The 22,791-nt window shown below is 69.5% G+C and carries 25 protein-coding genes; 16 read left to right on the forward strand and 9 right to left on the reverse strand.

Features of this window, described 5'->3' with window-relative positions; genetic code table 11:
* The first annotated feature begins 31 nt into the window (after positions 1–31).
* Positions 32–271 (forward strand): hypothetical protein, encoded by a 240-nt coding sequence (locus tag HNQ01_RS01715; RefSeq protein ID WP_173803574.1) that lies wholly within the window; start codon positions 32–34, stop codon positions 269–271.
* 18 nt (positions 272–289) lie between these two features.
* On the opposite strand, the gene HNQ01_RS01720 is transcribed toward HNQ01_RS01715, so the two are convergent.
* From HNQ01_RS01720 to HNQ01_RS01735, 4 genes are all read right to left on the reverse strand, one after another.
* Entirely contained in the window at positions 290–865 is a 576-nt protein-coding gene (locus HNQ01_RS01720) for a YceI family protein (RefSeq protein WP_173803575.1), read from the reverse strand.
* A gap of 50 nt (positions 866–915) precedes the next feature.
* The gene (locus HNQ01_RS01725; RefSeq protein WP_173803576.1) at positions 916–1,497 is read right to left on the reverse strand and encodes a YceI family protein; all 582 of its coding nucleotides are present in this window, start codon (positions 1,495–1,497) and stop codon (positions 916–918) included.
* A gap of 46 nt (positions 1,498–1,543) precedes the next feature.
* Entirely contained in the window at positions 1,544–2,110 is a 567-nt protein-coding gene (locus HNQ01_RS01730; RefSeq protein ID WP_173803577.1) for a cytochrome b, read from the reverse strand.
* Between the two features lie 127 nt (positions 2,111–2,237).
* Positions 2,238–3,149, reverse strand: a complete 912-nt coding sequence (locus tag HNQ01_RS01735) for a MerR family transcriptional regulator (protein ID WP_286180388.1) — start codon at positions 3,147–3,149, stop codon at positions 2,238–2,240.
* A 185-nt stretch (positions 3,150–3,334) separates the two neighbouring features.
* Between HNQ01_RS01735 and HNQ01_RS01740 the strand changes: the two genes are divergently transcribed.
* The 8 genes from HNQ01_RS01740 to HNQ01_RS01775 all read left to right on the forward strand — a co-directional run bounded on the left by HNQ01_RS01740 (position 3,335) and on the right by HNQ01_RS01775 (position 10,818).
* Positions 3,335–3,919: a glutathione peroxidase gene (locus HNQ01_RS01740; RefSeq protein ID WP_173803579.1), complete on the forward strand. Its 585-nt coding sequence runs from the start codon at positions 3,335–3,337 to the stop codon at positions 3,917–3,919.
* A gap of 339 nt (positions 3,920–4,258) precedes the next feature.
* Positions 4,259–5,605, forward strand: a complete 1,347-nt coding sequence (locus HNQ01_RS01745; RefSeq protein ID WP_173803580.1) for an NAD(P)/FAD-dependent oxidoreductase — start codon at positions 4,259–4,261, stop codon at positions 5,603–5,605.
* Positions 5,602–6,354, forward strand: a complete 753-nt coding sequence (locus HNQ01_RS01750; RefSeq protein WP_173803581.1) for a DUF1365 domain-containing protein — start codon at positions 5,602–5,604, stop codon at positions 6,352–6,354. Before HNQ01_RS01745 ends, HNQ01_RS01750 begins: the two co-directional genes overlap by 4 nt.
* 22 nt (positions 6,355–6,376) lie before the next feature.
* On the forward strand, positions 6,377–7,645 hold the full coding sequence (locus HNQ01_RS01755; RefSeq protein WP_434801473.1) for a class I SAM-dependent methyltransferase: 1,269 nt from the start codon (positions 6,377–6,379) through the stop codon (positions 7,643–7,645).
* The gene (locus tag HNQ01_RS01760; RefSeq protein WP_173803582.1) at positions 7,642–8,202 is read left to right on the forward strand and encodes a chalcone isomerase family protein; all 561 of its coding nucleotides are present in this window, start codon (positions 7,642–7,644) and stop codon (positions 8,200–8,202) included. Before HNQ01_RS01755 ends, HNQ01_RS01760 begins: the two co-directional genes overlap by 4 nt.
* Positions 8,199–9,476 carry an MFS transporter gene (locus tag HNQ01_RS01765; protein WP_173803583.1) on the forward strand — a complete coding sequence of 426 codons (1,278 nt, stop codon included), beginning with the start codon at positions 8,199–8,201 and terminating at the stop codon, positions 9,474–9,476. Before HNQ01_RS01760 ends, HNQ01_RS01765 begins: the two co-directional genes overlap by 4 nt.
* Positions 9,473–10,030 carry a DUF3833 domain-containing protein gene (locus tag HNQ01_RS01770; protein ID WP_173803584.1) on the forward strand — a complete coding sequence of 186 codons (558 nt, stop codon included), beginning with the start codon at positions 9,473–9,475 and terminating at the stop codon, positions 10,028–10,030. Before HNQ01_RS01765 ends, HNQ01_RS01770 begins: the two co-directional genes overlap by 4 nt.
* The gene (locus HNQ01_RS01775; RefSeq protein ID WP_173803585.1) at positions 10,027–10,818 is read left to right on the forward strand and encodes an SDR family NAD(P)-dependent oxidoreductase; all 792 of its coding nucleotides are present in this window, start codon (positions 10,027–10,029) and stop codon (positions 10,816–10,818) included. The genes HNQ01_RS01770 and HNQ01_RS01775 overlap by 4 nt, the downstream gene beginning before the upstream one ends.
* Before the next feature lie 22 nt (positions 10,819–10,840).
* On the opposite strand, the gene HNQ01_RS01780 is transcribed toward HNQ01_RS01775, so the two are convergent.
* Together HNQ01_RS01780 and corA are read right to left on the reverse strand one after the other, a co-directional pair.
* Positions 10,841–11,446, reverse strand: coding sequence for a hypothetical protein (locus tag HNQ01_RS01780; protein WP_286180389.1), 606 nt, complete (start codon positions 11,444–11,446; stop codon positions 10,841–10,843).
* Between the two features lie 23 nt (positions 11,447–11,469).
* Positions 11,470–12,432, reverse strand: a complete 963-nt coding sequence (gene corA / locus HNQ01_RS01785) for a magnesium/cobalt transporter CorA (RefSeq protein ID WP_173803586.1) — start codon at positions 12,430–12,432, stop codon at positions 11,470–11,472.
* A gap of 296 nt (positions 12,433–12,728) precedes the next feature.
* Here corA and hpf point away from each other — a divergent pair, with 296 nt between their 5' ends.
* The 3 genes from hpf to hprK all read left to right on the forward strand — a co-directional run bounded on the left by hpf (position 12,729) and on the right by hprK (position 14,750).
* Positions 12,729–13,076 carry a ribosome hibernation-promoting factor, HPF/YfiA family gene (gene hpf / locus HNQ01_RS01790; RefSeq protein ID WP_173803587.1) on the forward strand — a complete coding sequence of 116 codons (348 nt, stop codon included), beginning with the start codon at positions 12,729–12,731 and terminating at the stop codon, positions 13,074–13,076.
* Positions 13,077–13,318: 242 nt separating this feature from the next.
* Positions 13,319–13,789, forward strand: coding sequence for a PTS sugar transporter subunit IIA (locus HNQ01_RS01795; protein WP_173803588.1), 471 nt, complete (start codon positions 13,319–13,321; stop codon positions 13,787–13,789).
* A gap of 1 nt (position 13,790) precedes the next feature.
* Positions 13,791–14,750 carry an HPr(Ser) kinase/phosphatase gene (hprK, locus tag HNQ01_RS01800; protein WP_173803589.1) on the forward strand — a complete coding sequence of 320 codons (960 nt, stop codon included), beginning with the start codon at positions 13,791–13,793 and terminating at the stop codon, positions 14,748–14,750.
* 21 nt (positions 14,751–14,771) lie between these two features.
* Here hprK and fur read toward each other — a convergent pair whose 3' ends face one another.
* Positions 14,772–15,203: a ferric iron uptake transcriptional regulator gene (fur, locus tag HNQ01_RS01805; RefSeq protein ID WP_173803590.1), complete on the reverse strand. Its 432-nt coding sequence runs from the start codon at positions 15,201–15,203 to the stop codon at positions 14,772–14,774.
* A gap of 98 nt (positions 15,204–15,301) precedes the next feature.
* Between fur and HNQ01_RS01810 the strand changes: the two genes are divergently transcribed.
* Genes HNQ01_RS01810 through HNQ01_RS01825 form a run of 4 tightly spaced genes read left to right on the forward strand, consistent with a single transcriptional unit; the run spans position 15,302 to position 17,799 of the window.
* Positions 15,302–15,853, forward strand: a complete 552-nt coding sequence (locus tag HNQ01_RS01810) for an outer membrane protein assembly factor BamE (protein ID WP_173803591.1) — start codon at positions 15,302–15,304, stop codon at positions 15,851–15,853.
* On the forward strand, positions 15,850–16,677 hold the full coding sequence (dapB, locus tag HNQ01_RS01815; protein WP_173803592.1) for a 4-hydroxy-tetrahydrodipicolinate reductase: 828 nt from the start codon (positions 15,850–15,852) through the stop codon (positions 16,675–16,677). Before HNQ01_RS01810 ends, dapB begins: the two co-directional genes overlap by 4 nt.
* Positions 16,678–16,700: 23 nt before the next feature.
* On the forward strand, positions 16,701–17,360 hold the full coding sequence (locus HNQ01_RS01820; RefSeq protein WP_353621620.1) for a MotA/TolQ/ExbB proton channel family protein: 660 nt from the start codon (positions 16,701–16,703) through the stop codon (positions 17,358–17,360).
* 1 nt (position 17,361) lies between these two features.
* Positions 17,362–17,799: an ExbD/TolR family protein gene (locus tag HNQ01_RS01825; RefSeq protein ID WP_173803593.1), complete on the forward strand. Its 438-nt coding sequence runs from the start codon at positions 17,362–17,364 to the stop codon at positions 17,797–17,799.
* Positions 17,800–17,808: 9 nt separating this feature from the next.
* On the opposite strand, the gene HNQ01_RS01830 is transcribed toward HNQ01_RS01825, so the two are convergent.
* A complete protein-coding gene (locus tag HNQ01_RS01830; protein WP_173803594.1) occupies positions 17,809–20,772 on the reverse strand; it encodes a DEAD/DEAH box helicase family protein in 2,964 nt (987 codons plus the stop codon).
* A complete protein-coding gene (locus tag HNQ01_RS01835; RefSeq protein ID WP_173803595.1) occupies positions 20,769–22,706 on the reverse strand; it encodes a DNA methyltransferase in 1,938 nt (645 codons plus the stop codon). Before HNQ01_RS01835 ends, HNQ01_RS01830 begins: the two co-directional genes overlap by 4 nt.
* Between the last annotated feature and the right edge of the window lie 85 nt (positions 22,707–22,791).

Consider the following 22,791-nt stretch of genomic DNA (forward strand, 5'->3'; position numbering starts at 1 on the left):
CGCCCTCATCCTGCCGGAGCAGAGAGACATCATGAACGGCCGCCATTCCCTTCCGCGCTGGCGTCACGGGCCGGGCTCGATCCACTGGGCCCAGGTGCTGCTGCTGGCGCTGGCCCTGCCCGCCGTGCTGCTGGCGATCGCTGCGGGTGCGCTGTTCGCGCTGCTGGCCGGGCTGCTGTCGCTGCTGGGGCTGGCGGACCGCCAGCCGCGGGCGCCATGGCGCAGCGCCGGCGTGGCGCTGAAGAATCTGCTGCGCCGCGCCGCCGGCTGAGCGCCGGTCCTTGCCGCTTTACTGCTTGACCGCCTCGACCTGGATCACCAGGCGCATGTCATCGGCGAAGCCATAGTTCAGGCCATAGCTGGCGCCCCAGAGGCTGCGCTTGATCGTGGCTTCGAAGTCGCCGCCGCAGACCTCGCGCTTGAGCATCGGGTTCTGGTAGCAGTTGAACTTGGTCGCCTTCAGCGTGACCGGGTGGGTCTTGCCCATCAGCGTGAACTGGCCGGTCACTTCCTTGACCTTGTCGCCGTCGAACACGAACTTGTCGCTGACGAAGCGCGCGGTCGGGAAGGCCGCGACGTTCAGGATCTCGGCGCTCTTCAGGTGGCTGTTGAACGGGCCGGTGCCGGTGTTGACCGAGTCGACATCGATCGTGATGTCGACCTTGCCGGTCTTGCCGGCGCGATCGAACTGGACCGTGCCTTCCTTCTTGTCGAAGCGGCCGCGGTTGGTCGAGGTGCCGAAGTGGTCGATCTCGAAGGTCACGAAGGTGTGCGTCGGCTCGATCGCGTAGGTGGCCGACTGGGCCTGGGCGGCGGTGGCGAACAGGGCCGAGGCGGCGGTCAGCGCGAGCAGGGTCTTCTTCATGGCAGGGGCTCCGTGGGGAAAGTCAGGGGTTGAAAGGGGGAAATGGCGGGTCACAGCGCCGGCACGCCGCTCAGGCTCAGCTTGAACTTCACCTGCACGTCGTTGGCGACCATCGAGGTGTCGGCCCAGTCGCCTTCACCGATCTTGAATTCCAGGCGCTTGATCGCGAAGGCGCCCGTGGCGGTGGTGGTGCCGCCGGCCTGGGTCAGCGCGACCGGCACGACGACGTCGCGGCTGCTGCCCTTGATGGCCAGCTTGCCGGCCACCTCGAACCTGCCGGCACCGACCGCCTTGATCGCGCTGGACTGGAAGGTCGCCTGCGGGAACTTGGGCACGTTGAACCACGGCGCCTTGGGCAGTTCGGCGTCGGTCTCGGGCACGCCCAGCGTGGCGCTGCCCATGTCGATGGTGAAGGCGACCTTGCCGGCTTCGGGCTTCTTCGGATCGAAGGCGATCTGCGCGTCGAACTTGCGGAAGCGTCCCTCGACCGGCACGCCCATCTGCTTGCTGACGAAGAGCATCTCGCTCTTGGCGGCGTCGAGCTTCTGCTGGGCCAGCGCCGGCGTCGGGGCGACGACCAGGGCGGCGAAGGAGGCGGCGGCCAGGGCCGCGGTGCGCAGGATGACGGTCATGGAAAGACTCCGGGAATCAGGGTGAGGACAGGGCGTGCCGCGCGTCTCAGCGCGGTGCCGGACCCAGGCCCATGCGGCCGAGCAGGCGGTCGCGGTCGATGATCTGGTGCTTGAGCGCGGCGGCGACATGCAGCACCACCAGGCCGGCCAGGCCGAAGGCGCTCAGCTCGTGCAGCGGCTTGATCGATTCGGCCAGCGCCTTGTCGACCGGCATGAAGTCCGGCAGCGGCAGCACGCCGAACCAGACGATGGGGAAACCCATCGCCGAGCTGTAGGCCCAGCCGGTCAGCGGCACGGCGAAGAACAGCAGGTACATCAGGTGGTGCGTGCCGTGGAAGGCGGTGCGCTGCCAGCCCGGCATGGCCTTCTCGATCGAGGTCGGCAGCGCCGGCGGACGGTTCGCCAGTCGCCACAGCAGCCGCGCGGCCGACAGCGCCAGGATCGTCACGCCGGCCCACTTGTGCCAGTTGTAGAGCTTGAGGCGCGTCGGCGAGAAGGGCAGGCCGGTCATGTACACGCCGACGCCGAAGGCGCCGACGATGCCCACGGCCAGCAGCCAGTGCAGCGCGATCGCGGTGGCGCCGTAGCGCGAGGGGGTGGAGGCGGTGGTCATCGCGGCAGAACTCGTCTTGATCTGCCGCAAAGCTTACGGGGCCCGTCGTTCAGTCGGATTCATCGGTCTTGATGCATGCGTAGCAAGCATTTGAATGACGATGCCGGACCGCACGAGTCCGCCCGCCTCAGCCTGGGACCGTGCGGGCGCGCCAGCGGCCGACCTCGGCATGGATGCCGCCCAGCTCGGCCAGCATCAGCACGCCCTCGACGCCCCGGCGCTGCATCGCCGCCAGCGGCGTGCCGGCCCAGAGCTCGACCGGTGCGTCCAGCCGCGCGCGCAGCTCGGCCAGGTGCTCGAGCGAGGCGCCGAGCGGGCTGACCAGCGAGAAGCCCAGCGCGACGATGTCGGCATGGTGCGCCCGCGCCGCCGCGACGATGTCGGGCAGCGGCGTCTGGCAGCCCAGGTTCATGCAGCCCGCGCCCTCGAGCGTCAGCAGCGCCTCGGCCATCAGCAGGCCCAGGCCGTGCTGGTCGCCGGGAAAGGTCGTCAGCAGCACCCGCGGCGTGCCGTCGGCGCGCACCTCCGGCGCGGTGGCGATCGCCGCGCGCAGCACCGTCTCCAACGCCTCGCTGCACAGGTGCTCCTCGAAGACCTCGAGCTGGCCGCGTGCCCAGGCCTCGCCGATCTCGATCAGCAGCGGCTGCGCGACCTCGGTGATGAAGTGCGCCAGACCCCGGCGCAGCAGCGTCTGCATCAGCGCGCGGCGCAGCGCGACGACGTCATGCGCGCGCAGCAGCTCGTACAGCGCCTTCGGCTCGGCCTGCAGCGCCGGCTCGGCGCGGGCGCCGGGCGCGTCGCCCGAGAGCTGGCCGACGCGCTGCAGCTCCTCGAGCGGCAGCCCGACGATGCGCCCGGGCCGCCAGCCCGCGTCGAGCAGGCGGCGGATGTGGCGCAGCTGCTCGACCTGCTCGGGCGGGTACAGGCGCTCCCCGTTGTCGTCGCGCAAGGGGCGCGGGAAGCCGTAGCGGCGTTCCCAGACGCGCAGCGTGTCCTTGCCGAGGCGGGTGTCGCGTTCGACGGCGGCGATCGTGAACATGGTCAGTGAAGTGGGTGCCCGGTCATTCATCGGAGGGCTCCGAGTGTGCCGCACACGGCCCGGTGGGCCGACCTGTGGCGCTCATTGTCGTGGCATCGTCGACGTATTGTCCTGGACAAAGCTTGTGGTCTTTGTTCCTGAGGCCTAATATTAGGACCACATCCACTGTTTGCCCAAGACAAATCATGTTCAAGGCAACGCTTTGCACCTTGCTGTGCACCTTGTCCGCGCTGGCGATGCCGGCGCAGGCGGCCCCGTCCTCCCCGAGCGGCGCCGCCGCGGGAGCCTGTCCGGCGCTGTTCGACCGCACGGTGCCGCGGCTGCAGGACGAGAAGCCGCAGTCGCTGTGCCAGTACGCCGGCCGGGTGGTGCTGGTGGTCAACACCGCGAGCCAGTGCGGCTTCACGTCCCAGTACCGCGGCCTGGAGGCGCTGTACGAGAAGTACCGCGAGGCGGGCCTGGTGGTGCTGGGCTTCCCGTCGAACGACTTCGCCGGCCAGGAGCCGGGCTCGAACGCGGAGATCGCCGCCTTCTGCGAGGACCAGTTCTCGGTGCGCTTCCCGATGTTCATGAAGACGCCGGTCACGGGGGCCAAGGCGCATCCCTTCTACGCCGACCTGGCGCGGCTGTCGGGCAGCACGCCGAAGTGGAACTTCCACAAGTACCTGATCGGCCGCGACGGGCGCACCGTCAAGGCCTACACCAGCCTCACCACGCCGGAGGACGGCGCGCTGCTGCGCGATCTGCGTGCCGAGCTGGATCGGCGCTGAACCGGCGCCGCGCGCGTCGCCTTCCTGGTCACGAGGAGTCCGGACATGTCTGCTCACAACTCGATCGCGCTGCCTCGCCGCAGGCGGGAACTTTCTGCGGCGCCAGCCTTCTCAGGCTATGCATCCGATCGGACGCGGGCTGCGTACAGGGTCCTCATGGACACCCACCACCCCGACCGTTCGCAGGTTTTCACGCCGTGCAGCCTGTCCGGACCCCGTGTTCCGGCAGCCCCCCGGAGGCGGCTCATCTCCTCCTCCCTCCCTCCCTCCTTCGTCTCCGGGCGCTGCACGGCGTCTCTTCTTGCCGACCTCCGCGGCACCGCCGGGAGGGCCTGAGCCATGCGACGCATCGCGATCATCGGCTCGGGCATCGCCGGCCTGTCGAGCGCCTGGCATCTGTCGGCCCCGGGCTCGGACTGCCGGGTCACGCTTTACGAGGCGGGCGACTACCTCGGCGGCCACACCCACACCGTCGACGTGACGCTGCCCGGCCCGGACGGTCGGCCGCACACGCAGGGCGTCGACACCGGCTTCCTGGTCTTCAACCACCGCACCTACCCGGAGCTGCTGAAGCTCTTCGCCGAGCTGCGCGTCGACACCGCGCCGTCGGACATGTCCTTCTCGGTCCAGGCCGAGCAGGGGCGGCTGGAGTGGAGCGGCTGCAACCTCGACACGGTGTTCGCGCAGCGCGCCAACCTGTTCAGCCCGCGCTTCCTGGGCATGCTGCGCGAACTGCTGCGCTTCAACCGCCGCACCACCGAGCTGGCCCGCAGCGGCAGCGAGGCGCAGCTGGCGCAGTCGATCGGCGACTTCCTCGATGCGGAGCGCTTCTCCGACACCTTCCGGCGCTGGTACTTCCTGCCGATGATCGGCTGCATCTGGTCCTGCCCGACCGAGCAGATGCTGCAGTTCCCGATCGCGACGATGATCCGCTTCTGCCACAACCACGGGCTGCTGCAGGTCAGCGACCGGCCGCAGTGGCACACGGTGCTGGGCGGGGCGCGCCACTACGTGAACCGCATCGCCGCGCGGCTGTCCGACGTGAGGCTGTCGACGCCGGTGCATGCGGTCAGGCGCCTGCCCGAGGGTGGCGTGATCGTCACCGCCGCCGACGGCGAGGCGCGCTACGACGAGGTGGTGCTGGCCTGCCACTCCGACCAGTCGCTGCGGCTGCTGGGCATGGATGCCAGCGCGGACGAGCGCGCGGTGCTGGGCGCGATCCGCTACCACCCGAACCGCGCGGTGCTGCACACCGACGAGCGCCAGCTGCCTCAGCGCCGCAAGGCCTGGGCCGCCTGGAACTACGAGCACGCCGGCGACGAGGGCCGCGAGCGCTCGGGCGTGTGTCTGCACTATCTGCTCAACCGGCTGCAGCCGATGCCGTGGACGCAGCCGGTGATCGTCTCGCTCAATCCGGTGCGGCCGGTCCGGCGCGAGCACATCCTGGGCGAGTACGACTACAGCCATCCGGTGTTCGACCTGGCGGCGATCGAGGCACAGCGCCGGCTGCCCGCGATCCAGGGTCGGCGCCACACCTGGTTCTGCGGCGCCTGGACCGGCTACGGCTTCCATGAGGACGGGCTGAAGTCGGGCCTGGCGGTGGTCGCGGCGCTGCGCGAGCGCGCGGCCGGCGCCGGTCCGCACCTGACGCTGGTCCGGCCGGTGTCGGCGGCGGAGGCGGCATGAACCCGCCGCGTGCGCTGATCGGCCGCGGCCCGGTGCGCCATGCGCGGCGCCGGCCGGTGCCCCGCGCCTTCCGCTACGACACCTGGTTCCTGCTGCTGCCGATGCGCACGCTGCGCCAGCAGCCCGATCCGGTGCTGGCGCGCAACCGCGCCGCGCCGGTCAGCTTCCACGACCGCGACCACGGCGACGGCGGCGACGACGCGCTGGCCTGGTTCGAGCGCCTGCTGGTGACCGAGGGCATCGCGGACGCCGACGGCGAGGTCTGGCTGCACACCTATCCGCGCGTGCTGGGCTACGCCTTCAAGCCGGTGAGCTTCTGGTACGCGCACCGTGCCGACGGCTCGCTGCGCGCCATCGTCGCCGAGGTCAACAACACCTTCGGCGAGCGCCACTGCTACCTGCTCGACGCGCCGGCCTGGGGCCGCGAGCTGCGCGCCGACAAGGTCTTCCACGTCTCGCCGTTCTGCCGCGTCGAGGGCCGCTACCGCTTCCGCTTCCTGCGCACCCCGGAGCGCACCGTGGTGCGCATCGACCATGACGACGCCGACGGCCGCGAGCTGATCAGCACCAGCGTCAGCGGCCACCTGGAGCCGCTGACGCCCGAGGCGCTACGCCGCGCCTGGACCGCCCACCCGCTGCTGACGCTGGGCGTGATGGCGCGCATCCACTGGCAGGCGCTGCAGCTGTGGTGGCGCCGCGTTCCCTTCTTCCACAAGCCGGCGCCGCCCGCGGCGCTGGTGAGCCGATGAGCCCTACCGAGCGAGACCCACGATGAACCAGCCCGTCCGTTCCGCCGCGCTGCCCGGCCTGCCGCTGCGCCCGGCTCCCTCCTCGTCGACCCCGGTCGAGATGCTGCTGCCGCGCGGCGCCGATCCGGCCGCCCGTGCTGTGCTGCGGCTGCTGCAGCGCCTGGAGCATGGCACGCTCGACCTGCGCTGGCCCGATGGCTCGCACCTGCGCCTCGGGCCGGGCGGCGAGCCGCGCGCCATGCTGGCGATCCGCGACGAGCGGGTGTTCCGGGCGGTGCTGCGCAGCGGCGACATCGGCTTCGCCGAGGGCTACATCGCCGGCCAGTGGCAGACCGACGACCTGCCGGCGCTGCTGCGCCTGATGCTGGCCAACCGCGAGACGATCGAGCGGCTGATCTTCGGCGGCTGGTGGGGCTCGCTGCTGCACCGGCTGCACCACTGGCGCAACCGCAACAGCCGCGAGGGCAGCCGCCGCAACATCCACGCGCACTACGACCTCGGCAACGCGTTCTACCGTCTGTGGCTCGACCCGACGATGAACTACTCGAGCGCCTGGTTCGACGGCGATCACGCGATGGGGCTGGCCGACGCGCAGACCGCCAAGGTGGTGCGTGCGCTGGCCGAGGCCGGCGTGCAGCCGGGCAGCCGGGTGCTGGAGATCGGCTGCGGCTGGGGCGCGGTGGCCGAGGCGGCGGCGCGGCGCGGCGCGCACCTGACCGGCGTGACGCTGTCGACCGAGCAGCTCGCCTGGGCCCGGGAGCGCCTGGCGGGCCAGGGCCTGGCCGGACGCGCCGACCTGCGGCTGCAGGACTACCGCGACATCGCCGACGAGCCCTTCGACGCGCTGGTGTCGGTCGAGATGTTCGAGGCGGTCGGGCGCGAGTACTGGCCGTCCTACTTCGAGACGGTGGCGCGCTGCCTGAAGCCGGGCGGCCGGGCCTGCATCCAGAGCATCACCATCCGCGACGACCTGTTCGACCGCTACGTGCGCTCGACCGACTTCATCCAGCAGTACATCTTTCCCGGCGGCCTGCTGCCGAGCGACCGCGAGTTCCGCCTCGCCGCCGAGCGTGCCGGGCTGGTGGTCGAGCGTGCGCTTGCCTTCGGGCCGGACTATGCCGAGACGCTGCGGCGCTGGCGCCAGTCCTTCCACCTCGCCGCGGGCAAGGTGGCGCGGCTGGGCTTCGACACGGCCTTCGTGCGGACCTGGGACTTCTATCTGGCCTATTGCGAGGCCGCCTTCGACACCGGCAACACCGATGTCGTGCAGTACACGCTGAGGCGGCCATGACGACGCGGCGGGGCTGGCTGCAGGCCGCGCCGGCGGCGGCGCTGGGGCTGCTGGCGCCGGTCGCCCGGGCGACCGAGCCGCCGGCGGAGGTGCGCGCCGCGCTGCCCGAGCCGCGGCTGCAGGGCACGATGCGCTTCCGCTGGCTCGGGCTGTCGATCTACGACGCCCGGCTGTGGCGGCCCGGTGCGGCCGCGCCGCTGAGCGCCGACGACTATGCCGGCCGCGACTTCGCGCTGGAGCTGATCTACGCCCGGCGCCTGTCGGGCGAGGGCATCGCCGACCGCTCGATCGAGGAGATGCGTCGCCTCGACCGCTTCGACGAGGCCCGCGCCGAGGCCTGGCGCGCGGCGATGCGCGCCGCGTTTCCGGACGTGCAGTCCGGCGAACGCCTGGTGGGCGTGAACCGGGCGGGCCGGGGCGCGCGCTTCCTGCATCAGGGCCGCCCGACCGGCGAGGTGGCCGAGGCCGAGTTCGCGCGGCTCTTCTTCGGCATCTGGCTGTCGCCGCGCGGGGCCGAGCCGGCGCTGCGCGCCGCGCTGCTGGGGGCGGTCGGATGAAGCCGCCGGTCGCCGGCGGGCTGGCCTACGGCGCGCTCGGGCTGCCGCTGGCCTTCGTCGCGCTGCCGCTCTACGTGGTGCTGCCGAACCATTACGCCGAGCAGTTCGGCGTGCCGCTGGCGGCGCTGGGCGGGGTGCTGCTGGCGGTGCGCTCGCTCGACGCGCTGCTCGATCCGTGGATCGGACGGCGGGTGGACGCGCTGCTGTCGGGGTCGCTGCCGCGGGCGCTGCGCTGGCTGGCGCTGGCGGCGGCGGTGCTGATGCTCGGGCTGACCGGGCTGTTCTTCCCGCTGCCGGCGCTGCACGGCGATCGGACGGCGCTGCTGGCCTGGTGCGCGGCGCTGCTGCTGGCGACCTGCCTGGCCTGGAGCGTGGCCAGCGTGCTGCACCAGGCCTGGGGCGCGCGGCTGGGCGGCGACGACGCGACCCAGGCGCGCCGGGTGGCCTGGCGCGAGGGCGCGGCGCTGGTCGGCGTGGTGCTGGCCAGCGTGCTGCCCTCGCTGGCCGGGCTGCCGAGCAGCCTGACCGTCTTCATCGTGACGCTGGCGCTGGGCGTGCTGGCGCTGGCCCGGGCGGACCGGCCGGCACCGGAGCCCGATCTGCCGGATGCCGAGGCGTCCTCGCCCGGGCCGTGGCAGGTGCCGGCCTTCCGGCGGCTGCTGGCGGTGTTCATGCTCAACGGCATCGCCAGCGCGGTGCCGGCGACGCTGGTGCTGTTCTTCATCCGCGACCGGCTGCAGCTGCCGCAGTGGGAAGGTGCCTTCCTGGCGAGCTATTTCCTGGCCGGCGCGCTGTCGCTGCCGCTGTGGGTGCGTGCGGTCGATCGCTTCGGCCTGCTGCGCGCCTGGGCTGCCGGCATGGCGCTGGCGGTGCTGACCTTCTGCAGCGCGGTGCTGCTGGGCGCGGGCGACGGGCGCGGCTTCCTGCTGGTCTGCGTGGCCAGCGGCCTGGCGCTCGGCGCCGACCTGGCGCTGCCGGGGGCGCTGCTGGCGGCGGTGGTGCGGCGCAGCGGCCTGGGCGGCCGGGCGGAAGGGCGCTTCTTCGGCTGGTGGACGGCCGCCTCGAAGCTCAATCTGGCGCTGGCCGCCGGCCTGGCGCTGCCGCTGCTGCAGTGGGCGGGCTACCAGCCCGGCTCGCGCGATCCGCTCGGGCTGGAGATGCTCGGCCTGACCTACGCGCTGCTGCCCTGCATCTTCAAGCTGATGGCGCTGGCGCTGCTGTGGCGGCTGGCCGGCGCGCTGCATCCGACATCCCTGCAAGGAGATCCGCGATGACATCCCTGTCCCCCCCGCTGCGCCGCGCCGCCGGCGCCGGCCTGCTCGGCGCGCTGCTGATGCTGGCCGGCTGCGCCTCGCCCGCGGTCGAGCAGTACGCCGCCGAGCAGCCGCGCCTGCTGCTGCGCGAGTATTTCGACGGACCGATGACCGCGCATGGCGTCTTCACCGACCGCTCCGGCCAGGTCGTGCGCCGCTTCACCGTGAAGCTGGTCGGGCGCTGGAACGGCCCCGAGGGCGTGCTCGAGGAGGACTTCGTCTACAGCGACGGCAAGACCGAGCGCCGCGTCTGGCGCCTGACCGACCACGGCGGCGGCCGCTACACCGGCCGCGCCGACGACGTGGTCGGCGAGGCGCGGGGCCAGGCCGCCGGCAACGCGCTGCGCTGGCGCTACACGCTGGCGCTGCCGGTCGACGGCCGCGTCTGGGAGGTGCAGTTCGACGACTGGATGTACCTGATGGATGCCGAGCGCAAGGTGATGCTGAACAAGGCGACGATGAGCAAGTTCGGCATCCGCCTGGGCGAGGTCACGCTGGCCTTCCACAAGCCATGAGCAGCGCCGGTCTCAATCCGCGCCTGCGCGACTGGCGCGGGCAGGGCGTCTGGATCGTCGGCGCCTCGTCGGGCATCGGCCTGGCGACGGCCGAGGCGCTGGCCGCGGCGGGCGCGCGCGTGGTGGTGTCGGCGCGCAAGGCCGGGCCGCTGCAGGACTTCGCCGCGCGCCACGCCGGCGCGCTGGCGCTGCCGCTCGATGCCGGTGCGCCGGGGGCGCTGGCGGGCGCCGTGCCGCAGGTGCAGGCGCATCTGGGCCGGCTCGATCTGGCGATGTACTGCGCCGGCCACTACACGCCGATGCGCGCCGACCGCCTCGATCTGGAGGAGGCGCTGCGCCATCAGGACATCAACGTCGGCGGCGCCTGGCGGCTGCTCGACGCGGTGCTGCCGGTGCTGCTGGTGCAGCGCACGGGCCATGTCAGCCTGGTGTCGAGCGTGGCCGGCTACCGCGGCCTGCCGATGGCGCTGGCCTACGGGCCGACCAAGGCGGCGCTGAGCAGCCTGGCGCAGAGCCTGTGGCAGGACCTGCATCCGCGCGGGCTGGGCGTGTCGGTGGTCTGCCCGGGCTTCGTGGCCACGCCGCTGACCGCGGGCAACACCCACCCGATGCCGGCGATCATCGCACCCGAGGAGGCAGCGCGCCAGATCCTGCGCGGCTGGGCACGGGGCGAGTTCGAGATCCATTTCCCCAAGCGCTTCAGCCGGGTGATGAAGCTGCTCGGCCTGATCGGCCTCGTCAGCGATCGCGCGGCCTTCGCGCTGCTGCGACGCACGACCGGGCTGTGAGGGCCGGCGCCGCCGGGCTGGCTCACTCGTCCCCGTCCTCGTCGTCTTCGTCCGTGTCGTCGCCGGCGGGCACCTGCTGCTGGCCCTCGGAGAGCGTGTGCAGCTGGAAGCTGCCGCCGCGGTCGATCAGCCAGAGCTCGTTCCAGACGACCTCGTCGAGACCGGCCGGCGGGCGCGGGTAGGGCGCAGCTGCGCGGATCATCCGCTCGATCCAGGGCAGGACCTCGCGTGCGACCGCCGGCTCTCGGGTGATCTCGATGCGGCGGACCTGACCGGCGGCGTCGATCGTCGTGCGCACGCCGGCGATCGCGTGCAGCAGCGGCGGCAGCAGGCCGTCGTGGATGCGGTCCGCGTAGCGCAGGTAGATGTGGCGGGCCGCGTCGATGCGGTAGGCCGGCTCTTCGGTGGCCATCGTCGCCAGCGGTGCGGCCATCGGCCGCGGCTCGGGCGCGCGCTCGAACTGGGCTGCGGCGGGCAGGGCGATGCCGATCAGCAGCCACCCTGCCAGCCAGCCTCTTGTCCCCCGCACGCGTGGCGGTGTGTCCGGGCTTTCCTTGTCCCGCCGCGGGCGCGACGGGCAGACCAGTCTAGCGAGGTGGTGGCGCAGCAGGCCGTGCATAGTGCACATCGTCCGCATCGGTGACCGTCCGTTCAGCGCATCCAGCCCTTGCGGCGGAAGTACAGCAGCGGCGCCGCCACCGACGCCACCATCAGGCACAGCGCGAACGGATAGCCCCAGGTCTGGCGCAGCTCGGGCATGTGCTCGAAGTTCATGCCGTAGATGCTGGCGATCAGCGTCGGCGGCAGCAGCGCCACCGAGGCCACCGAGAAGATCTTGATGATCTTGTTCTGGTTGATGTTGATGAAGCCGACCGTGGCGTCCATCAGGAAGTTGATCTTGTCGAACAGGAAGGCGGTGTGGCTGTCGAGCGAGTCGATGTCGCGCATGATCTGGCGCGCCTCCTCGAACTGCTCGGCATTGAGCAGCCGGCTGCGCATCATGAAGCTGACGGCGCGCCGGGTGTCCATGACGTTGCGGCGGATGCGGCCGTTGAGGTCTTCCTGCAGCGCGATGGCCGACAGCGCCTCGCCGGCGGCACGGTCGTCGACCTCCTGCTTGAGCACGCGCGCGCTCACCTTCTCGAGCGCGTCGTAGATGCCCTCGAGCGCGTCGGCGGAATACTCTGCGTCGGCGTCGTAGAGCTTGAGCAGCACGTCCTTGGCGTCCTCGATCATCGCCGGGATGCGCCGCGCGCGCAGGCGCAGCAGCCGGAACACCGGCAGGTCCTCCGCATGCACCGAGAACAGCACGCCGTGCTTCAGGATGAAGGCCACGCGCACGTTGCGCGGCGTCTCGCCGTCATCGATCAGGAAGTCCGAGCGGATGTGCAGCTCGCCGTTGTCCTCCTCGTAGAAGCGCGCGGATTCCTCGAGGTCGTCGTCGACGATGTCGTCCGGAATGCTCAGCTCGAAGCGGCCCTTGATCCAGCCCTTCTCGAGCGGCGTCGGCGCCTCGAGGTCGACCCACACCGGCGCGACATGCGCCAGCGCGTCGGGGTGTTCGATCTCTTCCTGGAACAGGCGGCCGTTGGCCAGCGTGAAGACGTTGAGCATCAGGAAGAGGCGGCGCGCGCGAGGGACAGTTCGGATCGAACCGATTATTGCATCGCCACCATGGCAGGCCCTGAATGCTGGCAAACCCGCAGGGTAGCGCCGTTCTCGCGGTACCAGCGCAATTCCACACGGACGTCTTCCGCAAGGCTTGTCAGCCTTTCATGAAAGGGTCACACTGGACTCACAGAACGATCACGGCCCGAACCGAAGGGCCTCCAAGAAGCAGTCCTTTTTCAGTCCTTTCCTGTCCGCTTGCAAAGCGTCTTCCCCACCCCAACCTCTCGAAAGGAGGACTCATGAATCTGACGATCAGCGGTCACCATCTGGAAGTCACGCCGGCACTTCGCGAGTACGTTCTCACGAAGCTGGATCGAGTGACCCGACACTTCGATCAGGTGGTGGATGTCAGCGTGTTGCTTACCGTGGAGAAGAACAAGGAGAAGGAGCGTCGCCAGCGTGCCGAAGTCACCCTGCACGTCAAGGGTCGTGACATCTTCGTCGAGAGCTCACACGAGGACCTGTATGCCGCGATCGATCAACTGATGGACAAGCTCGACCGGCAGGTCGTTCGACACAAGGACAAACTTCAGAACCACCATCACGTCTCTCCGAAGCGCATTCCCCAATCCGCCGAGGCCGCGTGAGCCCGACGCGCGGAAGATACTGATCACGGCCTCATCCAGGCCGGGTTCTCCGGACCAGACGGCCCCTCCCGAGGGGCCGTCGCCATTTGCGGCTGTGCCTTGCCCGCGACGGGAAAACCGCGGCAGTCGCAGGATCAGGGTGCGCGAGCGTGCATCGTCCCGCATGGTTCCTATAATCGTCTTCCGATCACACCTGACTGCGCGCCTGCCAAGGCTCCGTGCTCAAACCGGCGCCCGATCCCATGAACCGTCTCGCCGCGATTCTTCCCGCTGGCAATGTGCTGGTGAACGTCGACGCTTCCAGCAAGAAGCGCGCGTTCGAGCAGGCGGGCCTGCTGTTCGAGAACCAGCATGCCATTGCCCGAGCCACCGTCTCCGACAACCTGTTCGCGCGTGAACGGCTGGGCTCGACCGGTCTCGGTCATGGCGTGGCCATTCCGCACGGGCGCATCAAGGGCCTGAAGAACCCGCTGGCCGCGGTGATCCGCCTGGCTCAGCCGATCGCCTTCGAGGCGCCCGACGACGAGGCGGTCAGTCTGCTGATCTTCCTGCTGGTGCCGGAAGCGGCGACGCAGCGCCATCTCGAGATCCTGTCCGAGATCGCCGAGCTGCTGTCCGACCGCGACCTGCGCGAGCGGCTGAAGGTCGAGACCGATCCGGCGCGCCTGCACGAGATGATCTCCCGCTGGGAGCCGATGCGCTCGGTGGCCTGAGTTGAAGCCCACCGTCATCAGCGCGGAGGCGCTGTTCGATGCGCATCGCGCGACGCTGAAATGGGAGTGGATCGCCGGCCACGCCCATCCCGAGCGCCGCTTCGACGAGGTCGCGGTCCGCGACGCGCAGTCCTCGGCCGACCTGGTCGGCTACCTGAACTACATCCATCCCTACCGGGTGCAGATCGTCGGTCGCCGCGAGGTCGCCTACCTGCAGGAGTCCGACACCGAGACGCAGGAGCGGCGCATCTCGCGCATCGTGGCGCTCGAGCCGCCGGTGCTGGTGGTGGCCGATGGCTGCACGCCGCCGGACCGGCTGGTGGCGATGTGCGAGCGCGCCGACATCCCGCTGTTCTGCACCCAGGACTCGGCCGGCCATGTCATCGACGTGCTGCGCGGCTTTCTCGGCCAGCACTTCGCCGAGCGCACCTCGCGCCACGGCGTGTTCATGGACATTCTCGGCCTGGGCGTGCTGCTGACCGGCGAGTCCGGCCTGGGCAAGAGCGAGCTGGGGCTGGAGCTGATCTCGCGTGGTCACGGCCTGGTGGCCGACGATGTGGTCGACCTGTTCCGCGTCTCGCAGTCGGCGATCGAGGGGCGCTGCCCGGAGCTGCTGCGCGACCTGCTCGAGGTGCGCGGCATCGGCCTGCTCGACATCAAGGCGATCTTCGGCGAGACCGCGGTGCGCCGGAAGATGCGGCTGAAGCTGATCGTGCACCTGGTGCGCAAGGAGACGCTCGAGCGCGACTTCGAGCGCCTGCCCTACGAGCCGCTGCACGAGACGGTGCTGGGCATGCCGGTGCGCAAGGCGGTGATCGCGGTCGATGCCGGCCGCAACCTGGCGGTGCTGGTGGAGGCGGCGGTGCGCAACACCGTGCTGCAGCTGCGCGGCATCGACACCTACAAGGAATTCATCAAGCGCCACCGCGAGCTGATGGAGCGGGGCGACACCGGCCTCTGAGCCGGCGGGCGGGCCGGCGCGTCAGCGGCCGTGGCGGTGCGGGCAGGCGTCCTTCGTGCAGTGAGCGTACAGCGCCAGCGTGTGTTCCTGCAGCGTGAAGCCGCGCTCCTGCGCGACCATGCGCTGGCGGGCCTCGATCTGCGGATCGTAGAACTCCTCGACATGGCCGCAGTCGAGGCAGACCAGGTGGTCGTGGTGCTGGCCCTCGTTGAGCTCGAAGACCGACTTGCCGCTCTCGAAGTGGTTGCGGCTGAGGATGCCGGCCTGCTCGAACTGCATCAGCACGCGGTACACGGTGGCGAGACCGATGTCCGAGCCTTCGGTCAGCAGGATCTTGAAGACGTCCTCGGCCGTCATGTGGCGCTGCTGGGCGCGCTGGAAGATTTCGAGGATCTTGATGCGCGGCAGGGTGGCCTTCAGGCCCGAGCTCTTGAGTTCTTCCGCGTTCGTCATGGGGTCGCCTGTGTCATGCAGGCCTCGGCGGCCTCGCTAGAATGCCCGGATCATATCGGGATGTGCCGATCCCGTCGGTCCCCGTCACCAAAATCGACATGGCTGCTCTGTCCAGACTTCTTCGTCCCGCCCTGGCCATCGCGGCGCTCGCCGCGGGCGCCGGATGCTCGTCGGTGTCCGCCGACGGCAGCCTGCTCGGCTTCATCACGCCCTACCGGATGGAAGTCGTGCAGGGCAATGTCGTCACGAAGGAAATGGTCGCGCAGCTGCGCCCCGGCCTGAGCCGCGAGCAGGTGCGCAACCTGCTCGGCTCGCCGCTGCTGACCGACGTCTTCCACGGTGACCGCTGGGACTACGCCTTCACGATCCGCCGTCAGGGCGCCGCGCCGCAGCAGCGCCGCGTGACGGTGTTCTTCGACGGCGACCGCGTCAGCCGCTTCGACGCCGGCGAGGCGCCGAGCGAGCGCGAGTTCGTCGACGCGATCGACGTCTCGCCGCCGAAGCCGCGCCGCACGCCGCTCGAGCTCGACGAGCAGCAGCTGCGCGCGATCGCGCCGCCGAAGCCGACCCGCGCCGCCGCGCTGGTGCCGGGCACCGCCGCCAGCGGTCCCGCCCGTTCCTATCCCCCGCTCGAGACCGTCTCCCGATGAACGCTTCCGCTCCTTCCGCCGACGCCCGCCTGCGCGTCGCCATCGCCGGCTGCACCGGCCGCATGGGCCACATGCTGATCGAGGCGGTGCTGGCCTCCGACGACTGCGTGCTCGCCGGCGCGCTCGACCGCGAGGGCAGCCCGGCCGTCGGCCAGGACGCCACCGCCTTCCTGGGCAAGGTCAGCGGCGTGAAGATCGCCTCCGACCTGCGCGAGGGCCTGAAGGACGCCGACTTCCTGATCGACTTCACCCGCCCCGAAGGCACGCTGGCGCATCTGGCGGTCTGCCGCGAGCTCGGCGTCAAGCTGGTGATCGGCACGACCGGCTTCAGCGGCCCGGAGAAGGCCGAGATCGGCGCAGCCGCGAAGGACATCGCCATCGTGATGGCGCCGAACATGAGCGTGGGCGTCAACGTCGTGCTGCGTCTGCTCGACACCGCGGCGCGGGCGCTCTCGCACGGCTACGACATCGAGATCGTCGAGGCCCATCACCGCCACAAGGTCGACGCGCCCAGCGGCACCGCGCTGAAGATGGGCGAGGTCGTCGCCGCCGCGATCGGCCGCGACCTGAAGGAGTGTGCGGTCTACGGCCGTGAAGGCGTGACCGGCGAGCGTGATCCCAGCACCATCGGCTTCGCCACCGTGCGTGGCGGCGACGTGGTCGGCGACCACACCGTGATGTTCATGGGCACCGGCGAGCGCATCGAGATCACGCACAAGTCCAGCAGCCGCGCCACCTACGCCCAGGGCAGCCTGCGCGCGGTGCGCTTCCTGGCCGCGCAGGCCAGCGGCCTGTACGGCATGGACGACGTGCTCGGCTTCTGAGCCGGCTCACCGGGCCCGCACGCGTGAACGCGCTGACGCAGATCTGGTCCTCCGGCGACGGCGTGTCGCGGGCGGTGGCGCTGCTGCTGCTGGCGATGTCGGTGTCGGCCTGGGTGATGATCCTCTGGAAGGGCTGGGTGCTGGCGCGCGTGCGCCGCGACCTCGCCCGCGTGGTGCCGGCCTTCTGGGCCGCGCCCGACCTGCGCGCCGGGCGCGAGCGCCTGGCCTCGCTCGACCGCGAGCGCGTGCTGCTGCCGATGCTCGAGGCGGCGCTGCTGCCGGCCTCCGACGGCACGCTCGATGCCGGCAGCGACGCCGAGTCGCGTCTGACCCGCCGGCTGCGCGACGCGCTGCACGCGGCGCTGGCGCAGCTGCAGCTCGGCCAGGTGCTGCTGGCCTCGGTCGGCAGCACGGCGCCCTTCGTCGGCCTGTTCGGCACCGTCTGGGGCATCTACCACGCGCTGGTGGGCATCTCCGCCAGCGGCTCGGTCAGCCTCGACAAGGTCACCGGCCCGGTCGGCGAGGCGCTGATCATGACCGCCGCCGGCCTGGCGGTGGCCATTCCCGCGGTGCTGGCCTACAACCTCTTCGGCAAGTGGGTCGGCCGCTGCGAGGCCGAGCTCGAGGGCTGGGCGCACGACCTGCGCGAGATGGCGCTGCAGCGCGCGCGCAGGGAGTCCTGAGATGGCCTTCGGCCGGCTCGAGCGCCGCAAGGCCGAAGCGCCGATGAGCGACATCAACATGACGCCGCTGATCGACGTGATGCTGGTGCTGCTGGTGATCTTCATGATCACCGCGCCGCTGATGAGCTCCAGCCTGAAGCTGGAGCTGCCCAAGGCCGAGGGCGGCCAGCCCACCGAGCAGGCGCCGGAGGCGGTCCGGCTGTCGCTGCAGGCCAATGGCGCGCTGTACTGGGGCGAGGAGCGCCTGGAGGCCGAGGCCTTCGAGCGCCGGCTCGCCGAGGTCGCGCGCCGGCCCGGCGAGCGGCCCGAGGTGATGCTGCGTGCCGACCAGGCCGTCTCCTACGGCCGGGTGGCCGAGCTGATCGGGCGGCTGCAGCAGGCCGGGCTGAACCGGATCGCGTTTGTCACCGAGCGGGCCGCAGAAGGCTCTGTGCGGTAAGGCTGGATTTCAGATCAGGCTGAACTGGCGCGTCGCATCCGCTGCGGCGATGCAGCGAGCCTGACGCAGCAGATCGGCCAGCCGTGCCTGCCCGCCTTGCCACTCGTCCACAAGATCCTCTCCGAGCAGGACGTAAGACCAGTGCCGGTCGGCTCGGGCGTCGGCCGGCAGGGCATTGATGCGCTCGCACCAGGCTACGGCCGCGCGGCGCTTGCGCTGCACATCGGGGTGGATGACTTGCTGTTGCGCCTTGGTCTCGACGAGATAGATCGCGTCGGCGGTGCGCACGAGAAAGTCTGGTGAATAGAACGCCGGCAGCCCGTCTTCCTTCACATAGCGCAGTCGCATGAAGTCATGGCGGGTCTCGCTGATCTTGCAGAAGGCCTCGATGTGACTGTCGGCCTGGGCCCAGTGGATGAAGCGCTTCTCCAGTCCGCCGTTGCGCGCTGGATAGGGCAGGCGCGGATAGATGCACTTGCCGACCTCGATCGAACTGCTCTCGCGCACCAGCAACTGCCGCACTTCCGAGAGCCTGCGGTGGCGGACCTCGGTCTCGCCGACGGGGCGCGATTGGGCGGCTTCGCGCAGGGCGTGACCGAAGATGCGCGTGAGGTGGTCGATGACCGGTTTCAGCAACAGCACGCGCCAGTTCTCTCCGTCATGCGGATTGAAGGCGGCGTCGAACAGGTGGCTCCAGATGTAGTCGTCCAGCCAGCCGGTCAGCGCTGCGGTGTTCACCTGCAGGTAGGGCAGGTCGAGGTGATGGGCAATCTTGTTGCCCTTGGGCAGCGGTTGGCTCAGGGACTGTCCGATGCGGCGGGTCAGTCGCGACAGGTAGTCGTTGTAGCCGCTCACCGTCATCACCGCGCCGTCGACGCGGTAATCGCCGAACAGCGTGCTGCTCTGCAGATCCTGGGAAATGAACTGATCGCCCCGCCCCAGCAGATCGACGAGCTGCTCCCGCGACATTGCCGTGAAGGCGGGTAGCCTGGAGACTTCCAGCTCGTTGTGCGCGATGACCTCGTCGGCTTCCTGAAGGATGAACGGAATGGCGAAGTCGAACGCCTCGAAGCCCTCGCGCAGCCGGGCGGCCATCAGGTCGCCTGTGCTGGTGTCCCGGTCGCTTTGCTCGGTGGTGGTGCCCGCCAGCTTCTCGTCCATCAGCTCCTGGTAGAACGTGTTGAACGCCGGGTGTTCGACGATGGTCAGCACATCGAGCAGGCTGCCCGGCTCCTGACCGTTGTTGATGCGCAGGCGGTTGTCGGCCTTGATCTCGTCGTATTCGCGGTCACGCCACATCAGCCGCAGGCCGCGCCCGATCGTCTGTTCCAGCAGGATCTGCGCCTGAGACGAGCGCAGCGGCACGATGACGCAGATGTTGTTCACGTCGAAGCCCTCGCGCAGCATCAGCACGCTGACGATCACGCGGGGTGTGGCGTGGTGATCGACGCCAAACAGCCGTTCGCGCACGGCGGCCCAGTCCTTCTCGCCCAGTTCGGCCTTCTTGCCCGAGTCGACCGACATCACGGCGTCCTCGGCCAGCCCTTCTTCTTCGGTCAGGAAGCGGGCGACCAGCGGCGAGACGCTGGTGTCCTCGCAGACGACCAGCATCTTCGGGTGGCGTGTCGGGTCGATCTTCGCGAAGTCGGTTTCCAGCTTGCGCAGCTTCATCAGACCGGCGCGCAGCATGACGCGCTGGCCCGCGCTGAGTTCGACGGCTCGGCCCTTGTCGTCGCGCTCCACGGTGAAGTCGAGCGGCAGCGCGCCAACTTCCTTGCGCCGGTCCAGCACCAGCGACTTCACCAGCCCGGCGCGCATGGCGGCTTTCAGGTCGAAGTCGGTGACGATGTGCGGAAAGTAGACCTTGCGCTTGTTCTTCGGCGTGCCGACGTCGTTGTACGGGGTGGCCGAGAAATCGATCTGCACGAAGCGCTGGCCTTTCGGCTCGGCGATGCGCGACAGACTTTTCTGCCACTCGACCTCGGTGGCTTCGCCCTCGCGCCTGAGTTCGTGAATGTGGTGGGCCTCGTCGTTGAACACCATCAGGTCGGGCAGCGCGCTCAGGTACTCCAGCACGTCGCCGCGGGCGTAGCGGCGGTCGAGCGTGTCCAAGCTGTTGCCGTTAGCGCGGCCTGGGGTCAGCGGTAGCACGGCGTCGATCACGCGATGCGCTGCCAGCGGGAGCGGGGTATCGCTGGTTTCGTCGGTTGCGTCAGCCTCGTCGTCCACGCCGTTTAGGAGGTGCCAGTTCGTGATGGCGATCATCCCGTTCCCTGTCGCCTTCAAGCCGATCTCGCCCTTGGCGCAGACGTTGCCGCGCACGAATGCCAGCACGCTGTCGCGGTATGCCTCGGGGATGAACAGCTCGGCGTTGCGGGCCATGTCGGAGGTGCTGAAATCGCGACCGCTGCCCACCAGCCGGCCGCAGAACGCATCCAGCAGCCGCTCATAGACGATCAGGCCTGGCGCGACGACCAGGAAGCGGCGCGTGAAGCGTGGGTCGTCCACGCCCTCGGCCTGTGCGGCATTGCGGTTGAGCACCTGCCAGACCATCAGCGCCTGCATGACCCAGGTCTTGCCGGTGCCGGTGGCCATTTTCAGACAGTATTTCGGGTGGTCGTGCTTGTGCTGCGCGACCTCCTGGCGGCGTGCGCCGGTCAGCGCGTGCGGCGCGACCTGCTCGTAGAGGTCGAGCAGCGAGCTGGATTCGAGCACCTCGTGCGCGACGATGGTGTTCAGGATCGCTTGTTTCTGGCCCGCGTGGAAGTTCAGCGATCCGCGCGCGGTGCACATCTCGTCGCTGAACCACCAGTGGAGCAGGTCGGCGGTGTAGGGCGTGACCTTGTGGAGGATCTCGGCCGAGCCGTCTTCCAGCCCTCGGCAGAGGGCGCGGGTGTATTCGGTCAGCGCGATCGACAGCGCGAGCGGGTTCGGGCTGGTCGCCGTGGCCGGTTTCGTCTTGGCGGTGCTCATTGCGCGGCCTCCGCCACCGTAGTGACCACCTCGGCCTCGAAGCCGAACACATCCACCGCCCGCACGCACACGCGCCGCGGGCCGGCCTTGTGCGGCACGGTCAGTCGGGCGTGGGTGACGACGCGTAGCGCGTCGTCGTCGTTGGCGGTGTTGCCGCGGTAGTCCTGCCAGACCGAGCGGAAAACTTTGCCGTCGTAATCCGGGTCGACGGCCCAGTATTCGATCAGCGCGAGCGGCTCCTGGTTCATCACCGCCTGGAGTTTCTGGCGGTTGGCATCGTCGAGATTGATCGCCTCGGGCGACAGCAGCACGTAGTTTCTGAGCTTGACGGCCAGGTGGTCAGCATCGTCGCTGCGGGTGCGCTCGACCGGGTGAAGAGTCAGATATTGAAGCGACGAGAAGCGGACCTGGCCGCGCAGTTTGTCGATGCCGCCCTTTTTCTTCAGGCGGTCGAGCAGGTCGGGGGGAATAACCAGCACTTCGAGGCGGTTGTCGTTGAGCGCGGTGATGTCCTGGCCGATCGAGGGCTCGAAATTCCAGCCGAGCACGACCACGCGGTCCCAGCCGCCGAGCAGGTTGTCGCGCTGGGCGATGGCCTTTTTCAGCGTGGCGATGCCGGTGAGCTTGTTGGGGGAGTCGGCCAATACCAGTGTCTTGCTGCTCTTGCGGGGGCCGAGGTCGAGGCCGGCAATTTGGCCGAGGTTGCGTTGCGGGTTGAACTCGGCGGGCAGCGGCTGGGCGCCGTAGAGCGACAGCACGATCTGCGACAGGTCGCCGATGCGGAACTCGCGGCCCAGCGTCGCCTTGGCGGCTTCGACCTGGTAGTCGCCGATGGCCTGGTACAGGAAGGGCTTGGCGCTCTGGTCGATCAGCCGCTTGCGCATGATCATGCAGGCGGGCTTGCCGAGGTCGGTCGTGATCCAGCGCCGGCCGAGCTTTTCAGCGACGGCAGCGGTGGTGCCGGAGCCGCCGTTGAAGTCGGCGACGAGATCTCCTCTTGAGGACGAGGCTTTGATGATCCGCTCCAGCAATGGGAGCGGTTTTTCGGTTTCGTAGCCAACGCGCTTGACACCGTCGATCGGGTATCTACCGGCAATGGCCATGTTCCACCATGACTCTGGCACCTTGCCTTCGGTCGCCAGATCGTAGTTATCAGATACAAACCCAGAGCCAGCAAGACCTGCTTTGAAGTTCTCAAGCGTCTTGTCGCTGTGGGCGGTCCGGATTTCGCGATCGTTGAACTGCCATGTTTCGCTCTTCGAGTACCAGTAGATGGTGTCGTGTTTCCGATTGAACTGGCGCATTCCGGGTGATCCTGGACCGTTGTAGCACCAGACGATTTCGTTTCTCAGGAAACGCTTCCCGAATACGTCGTCGAGGATGACCTTCACGTAGTGCGCTACATGCCAGTCAAGGTGAACGTAGATCGACCCGGTCTCGGCCAGCAGCTCGCGCATCAGGACCAGCCGCGGCGTGATCATCGCCAGATACGACGCCGTGCCATCCGCCCAGGTGTCGGAGTAGGCGAACTGCTCGATCACGGTCGGCTTCTGCTCCAGCTCGACGCCGGGCAGCGTGACCTTGGTGCGGTAGTCGGCCTTCGAGTCGAACGGCGGGTCGATGTAGATCAGGTCCACCTTGCCGCGCAGTGACGGCGTGTTGTCGTCGCCGGCCAGCAGCGCGGCCATCGCCAGCAGGTTGTCGCCGTAGATCAGGCGGTTGACCCAGGCGTCCTGCTCGGACTGCGCCAGCCGGTCCTCCCGGGCGGCGCCCTGAATCCAGTCGGTGGCGCTGCTGTCCTTCGAGGGCAGGACCCACTCGCGGGTCTGCAGGCTCACGCGGTGGCGGCTTTCGAGGCTCTCCAGGATCTTCTCGGCTTGGCGGCGCCCGTTGGCGACGATCTCGGGCAGTTGTTCCAGCAATGACTTCGGCATGACTTCTGGTTCAGTTTTTCACCAACAGGAAGTTTATGAATGAAGTGAACTGAAAGTTCATCAGGCGCAAGCCTTGGTTGAACTA

The sequence above is a fragment of the Sphaerotilus uruguayifluvii genome (assembly GCF_013294065.1).
Classification (GTDB): Bacteria; Pseudomonadota; Gammaproteobacteria; order Burkholderiales; family Burkholderiaceae_C; genus Sphaerotilus; species Sphaerotilus uruguayifluvii.

Bases quoted from the DNA above. Each gene is read 5' to 3' on its own strand.
- HNQ01_RS01715 (WP_173803574.1), top strand. From the start codon at position 32: ATGAACGGCCGCCATTCCCTTCCGCGCTGGCGTCACGGGCCGGGCTCG.
- HNQ01_RS01720 (WP_173803575.1), bottom strand. From the start codon at position 865: ATGAAGAAGACCCTGCTCGCGCTGACCGCCGCCTCGGCCCTGTTCGCC.
- HNQ01_RS01725 (WP_173803576.1), bottom strand. From the start codon at position 1,497: ATGACCGTCATCCTGCGCACCGCGGCCCTGGCCGCCGCCTCCTTCGCC.
- HNQ01_RS01730 (WP_173803577.1), bottom strand. From the start codon at position 2,110: ATGACCACCGCCTCCACCCCCTCGCGCTACGGCGCCACCGCGATCGCG.
- HNQ01_RS01735 (WP_286180388.1), bottom strand. From the start codon at position 3,149: ATGTTCACGATCGCCGCCGTCGAACGCGACACCCGCCTCGGCAAGGAC.
- HNQ01_RS01740 (WP_173803579.1), top strand. From the start codon at position 3,335: ATGTTCAAGGCAACGCTTTGCACCTTGCTGTGCACCTTGTCCGCGCTG.
- HNQ01_RS01745 (WP_173803580.1), top strand. From the start codon at position 4,259: ATGCGACGCATCGCGATCATCGGCTCGGGCATCGCCGGCCTGTCGAGC.
- HNQ01_RS01750 (WP_173803581.1), top strand. From the start codon at position 5,602: ATGAACCCGCCGCGTGCGCTGATCGGCCGCGGCCCGGTGCGCCATGCG.
- HNQ01_RS01755 (WP_434801473.1), top strand. From the start codon at position 6,377: ATGAACCAGCCCGTCCGTTCCGCCGCGCTGCCCGGCCTGCCGCTGCGC.
- HNQ01_RS01760 (WP_173803582.1), top strand. From the start codon at position 7,642: ATGACGACGCGGCGGGGCTGGCTGCAGGCCGCGCCGGCGGCGGCGCTG.
- HNQ01_RS01765 (WP_173803583.1), top strand. From the start codon at position 8,199: ATGAAGCCGCCGGTCGCCGGCGGGCTGGCCTACGGCGCGCTCGGGCTG.
- HNQ01_RS01770 (WP_173803584.1), top strand. From the start codon at position 9,473: ATGACATCCCTGTCCCCCCCGCTGCGCCGCGCCGCCGGCGCCGGCCTG.
- HNQ01_RS01775 (WP_173803585.1), top strand. From the start codon at position 10,027: ATGAGCAGCGCCGGTCTCAATCCGCGCCTGCGCGACTGGCGCGGGCAG.
- HNQ01_RS01780 (WP_286180389.1), bottom strand. From the start codon at position 11,446: ATGTGCACTATGCACGGCCTGCTGCGCCACCACCTCGCTAGACTGGTC.
- corA (WP_173803586.1), bottom strand. From the start codon at position 12,432: ATGCTCAACGTCTTCACGCTGGCCAACGGCCGCCTGTTCCAGGAAGAG.
- hpf (WP_173803587.1), top strand. From the start codon at position 12,729: ATGAATCTGACGATCAGCGGTCACCATCTGGAAGTCACGCCGGCACTT.
- HNQ01_RS01795 (WP_173803588.1), top strand. From the start codon at position 13,319: ATGAACCGTCTCGCCGCGATTCTTCCCGCTGGCAATGTGCTGGTGAAC.
- fur (WP_173803590.1), bottom strand. From the start codon at position 15,203: ATGACGAACGCGGAAGAACTCAAGAGCTCGGGCCTGAAGGCCACCCTG.
- HNQ01_RS01810 (WP_173803591.1), top strand. From the start codon at position 15,302: ATGGCTGCTCTGTCCAGACTTCTTCGTCCCGCCCTGGCCATCGCGGCG.
- dapB (WP_173803592.1), top strand. From the start codon at position 15,850: ATGAACGCTTCCGCTCCTTCCGCCGACGCCCGCCTGCGCGTCGCCATC.
- HNQ01_RS01825 (WP_173803593.1), top strand. From the start codon at position 17,362: ATGGCCTTCGGCCGGCTCGAGCGCCGCAAGGCCGAAGCGCCGATGAGC.
- HNQ01_RS01830 (WP_173803594.1), bottom strand. From the start codon at position 20,772: ATGAGCACCGCCAAGACGAAACCGGCCACGGCGACCAGCCCGAACCCG.
- HNQ01_RS01835 (WP_173803595.1), bottom strand. From the start codon at position 22,706: ATGCCGAAGTCATTGCTGGAACAACTGCCCGAGATCGTCGCCAACGGG.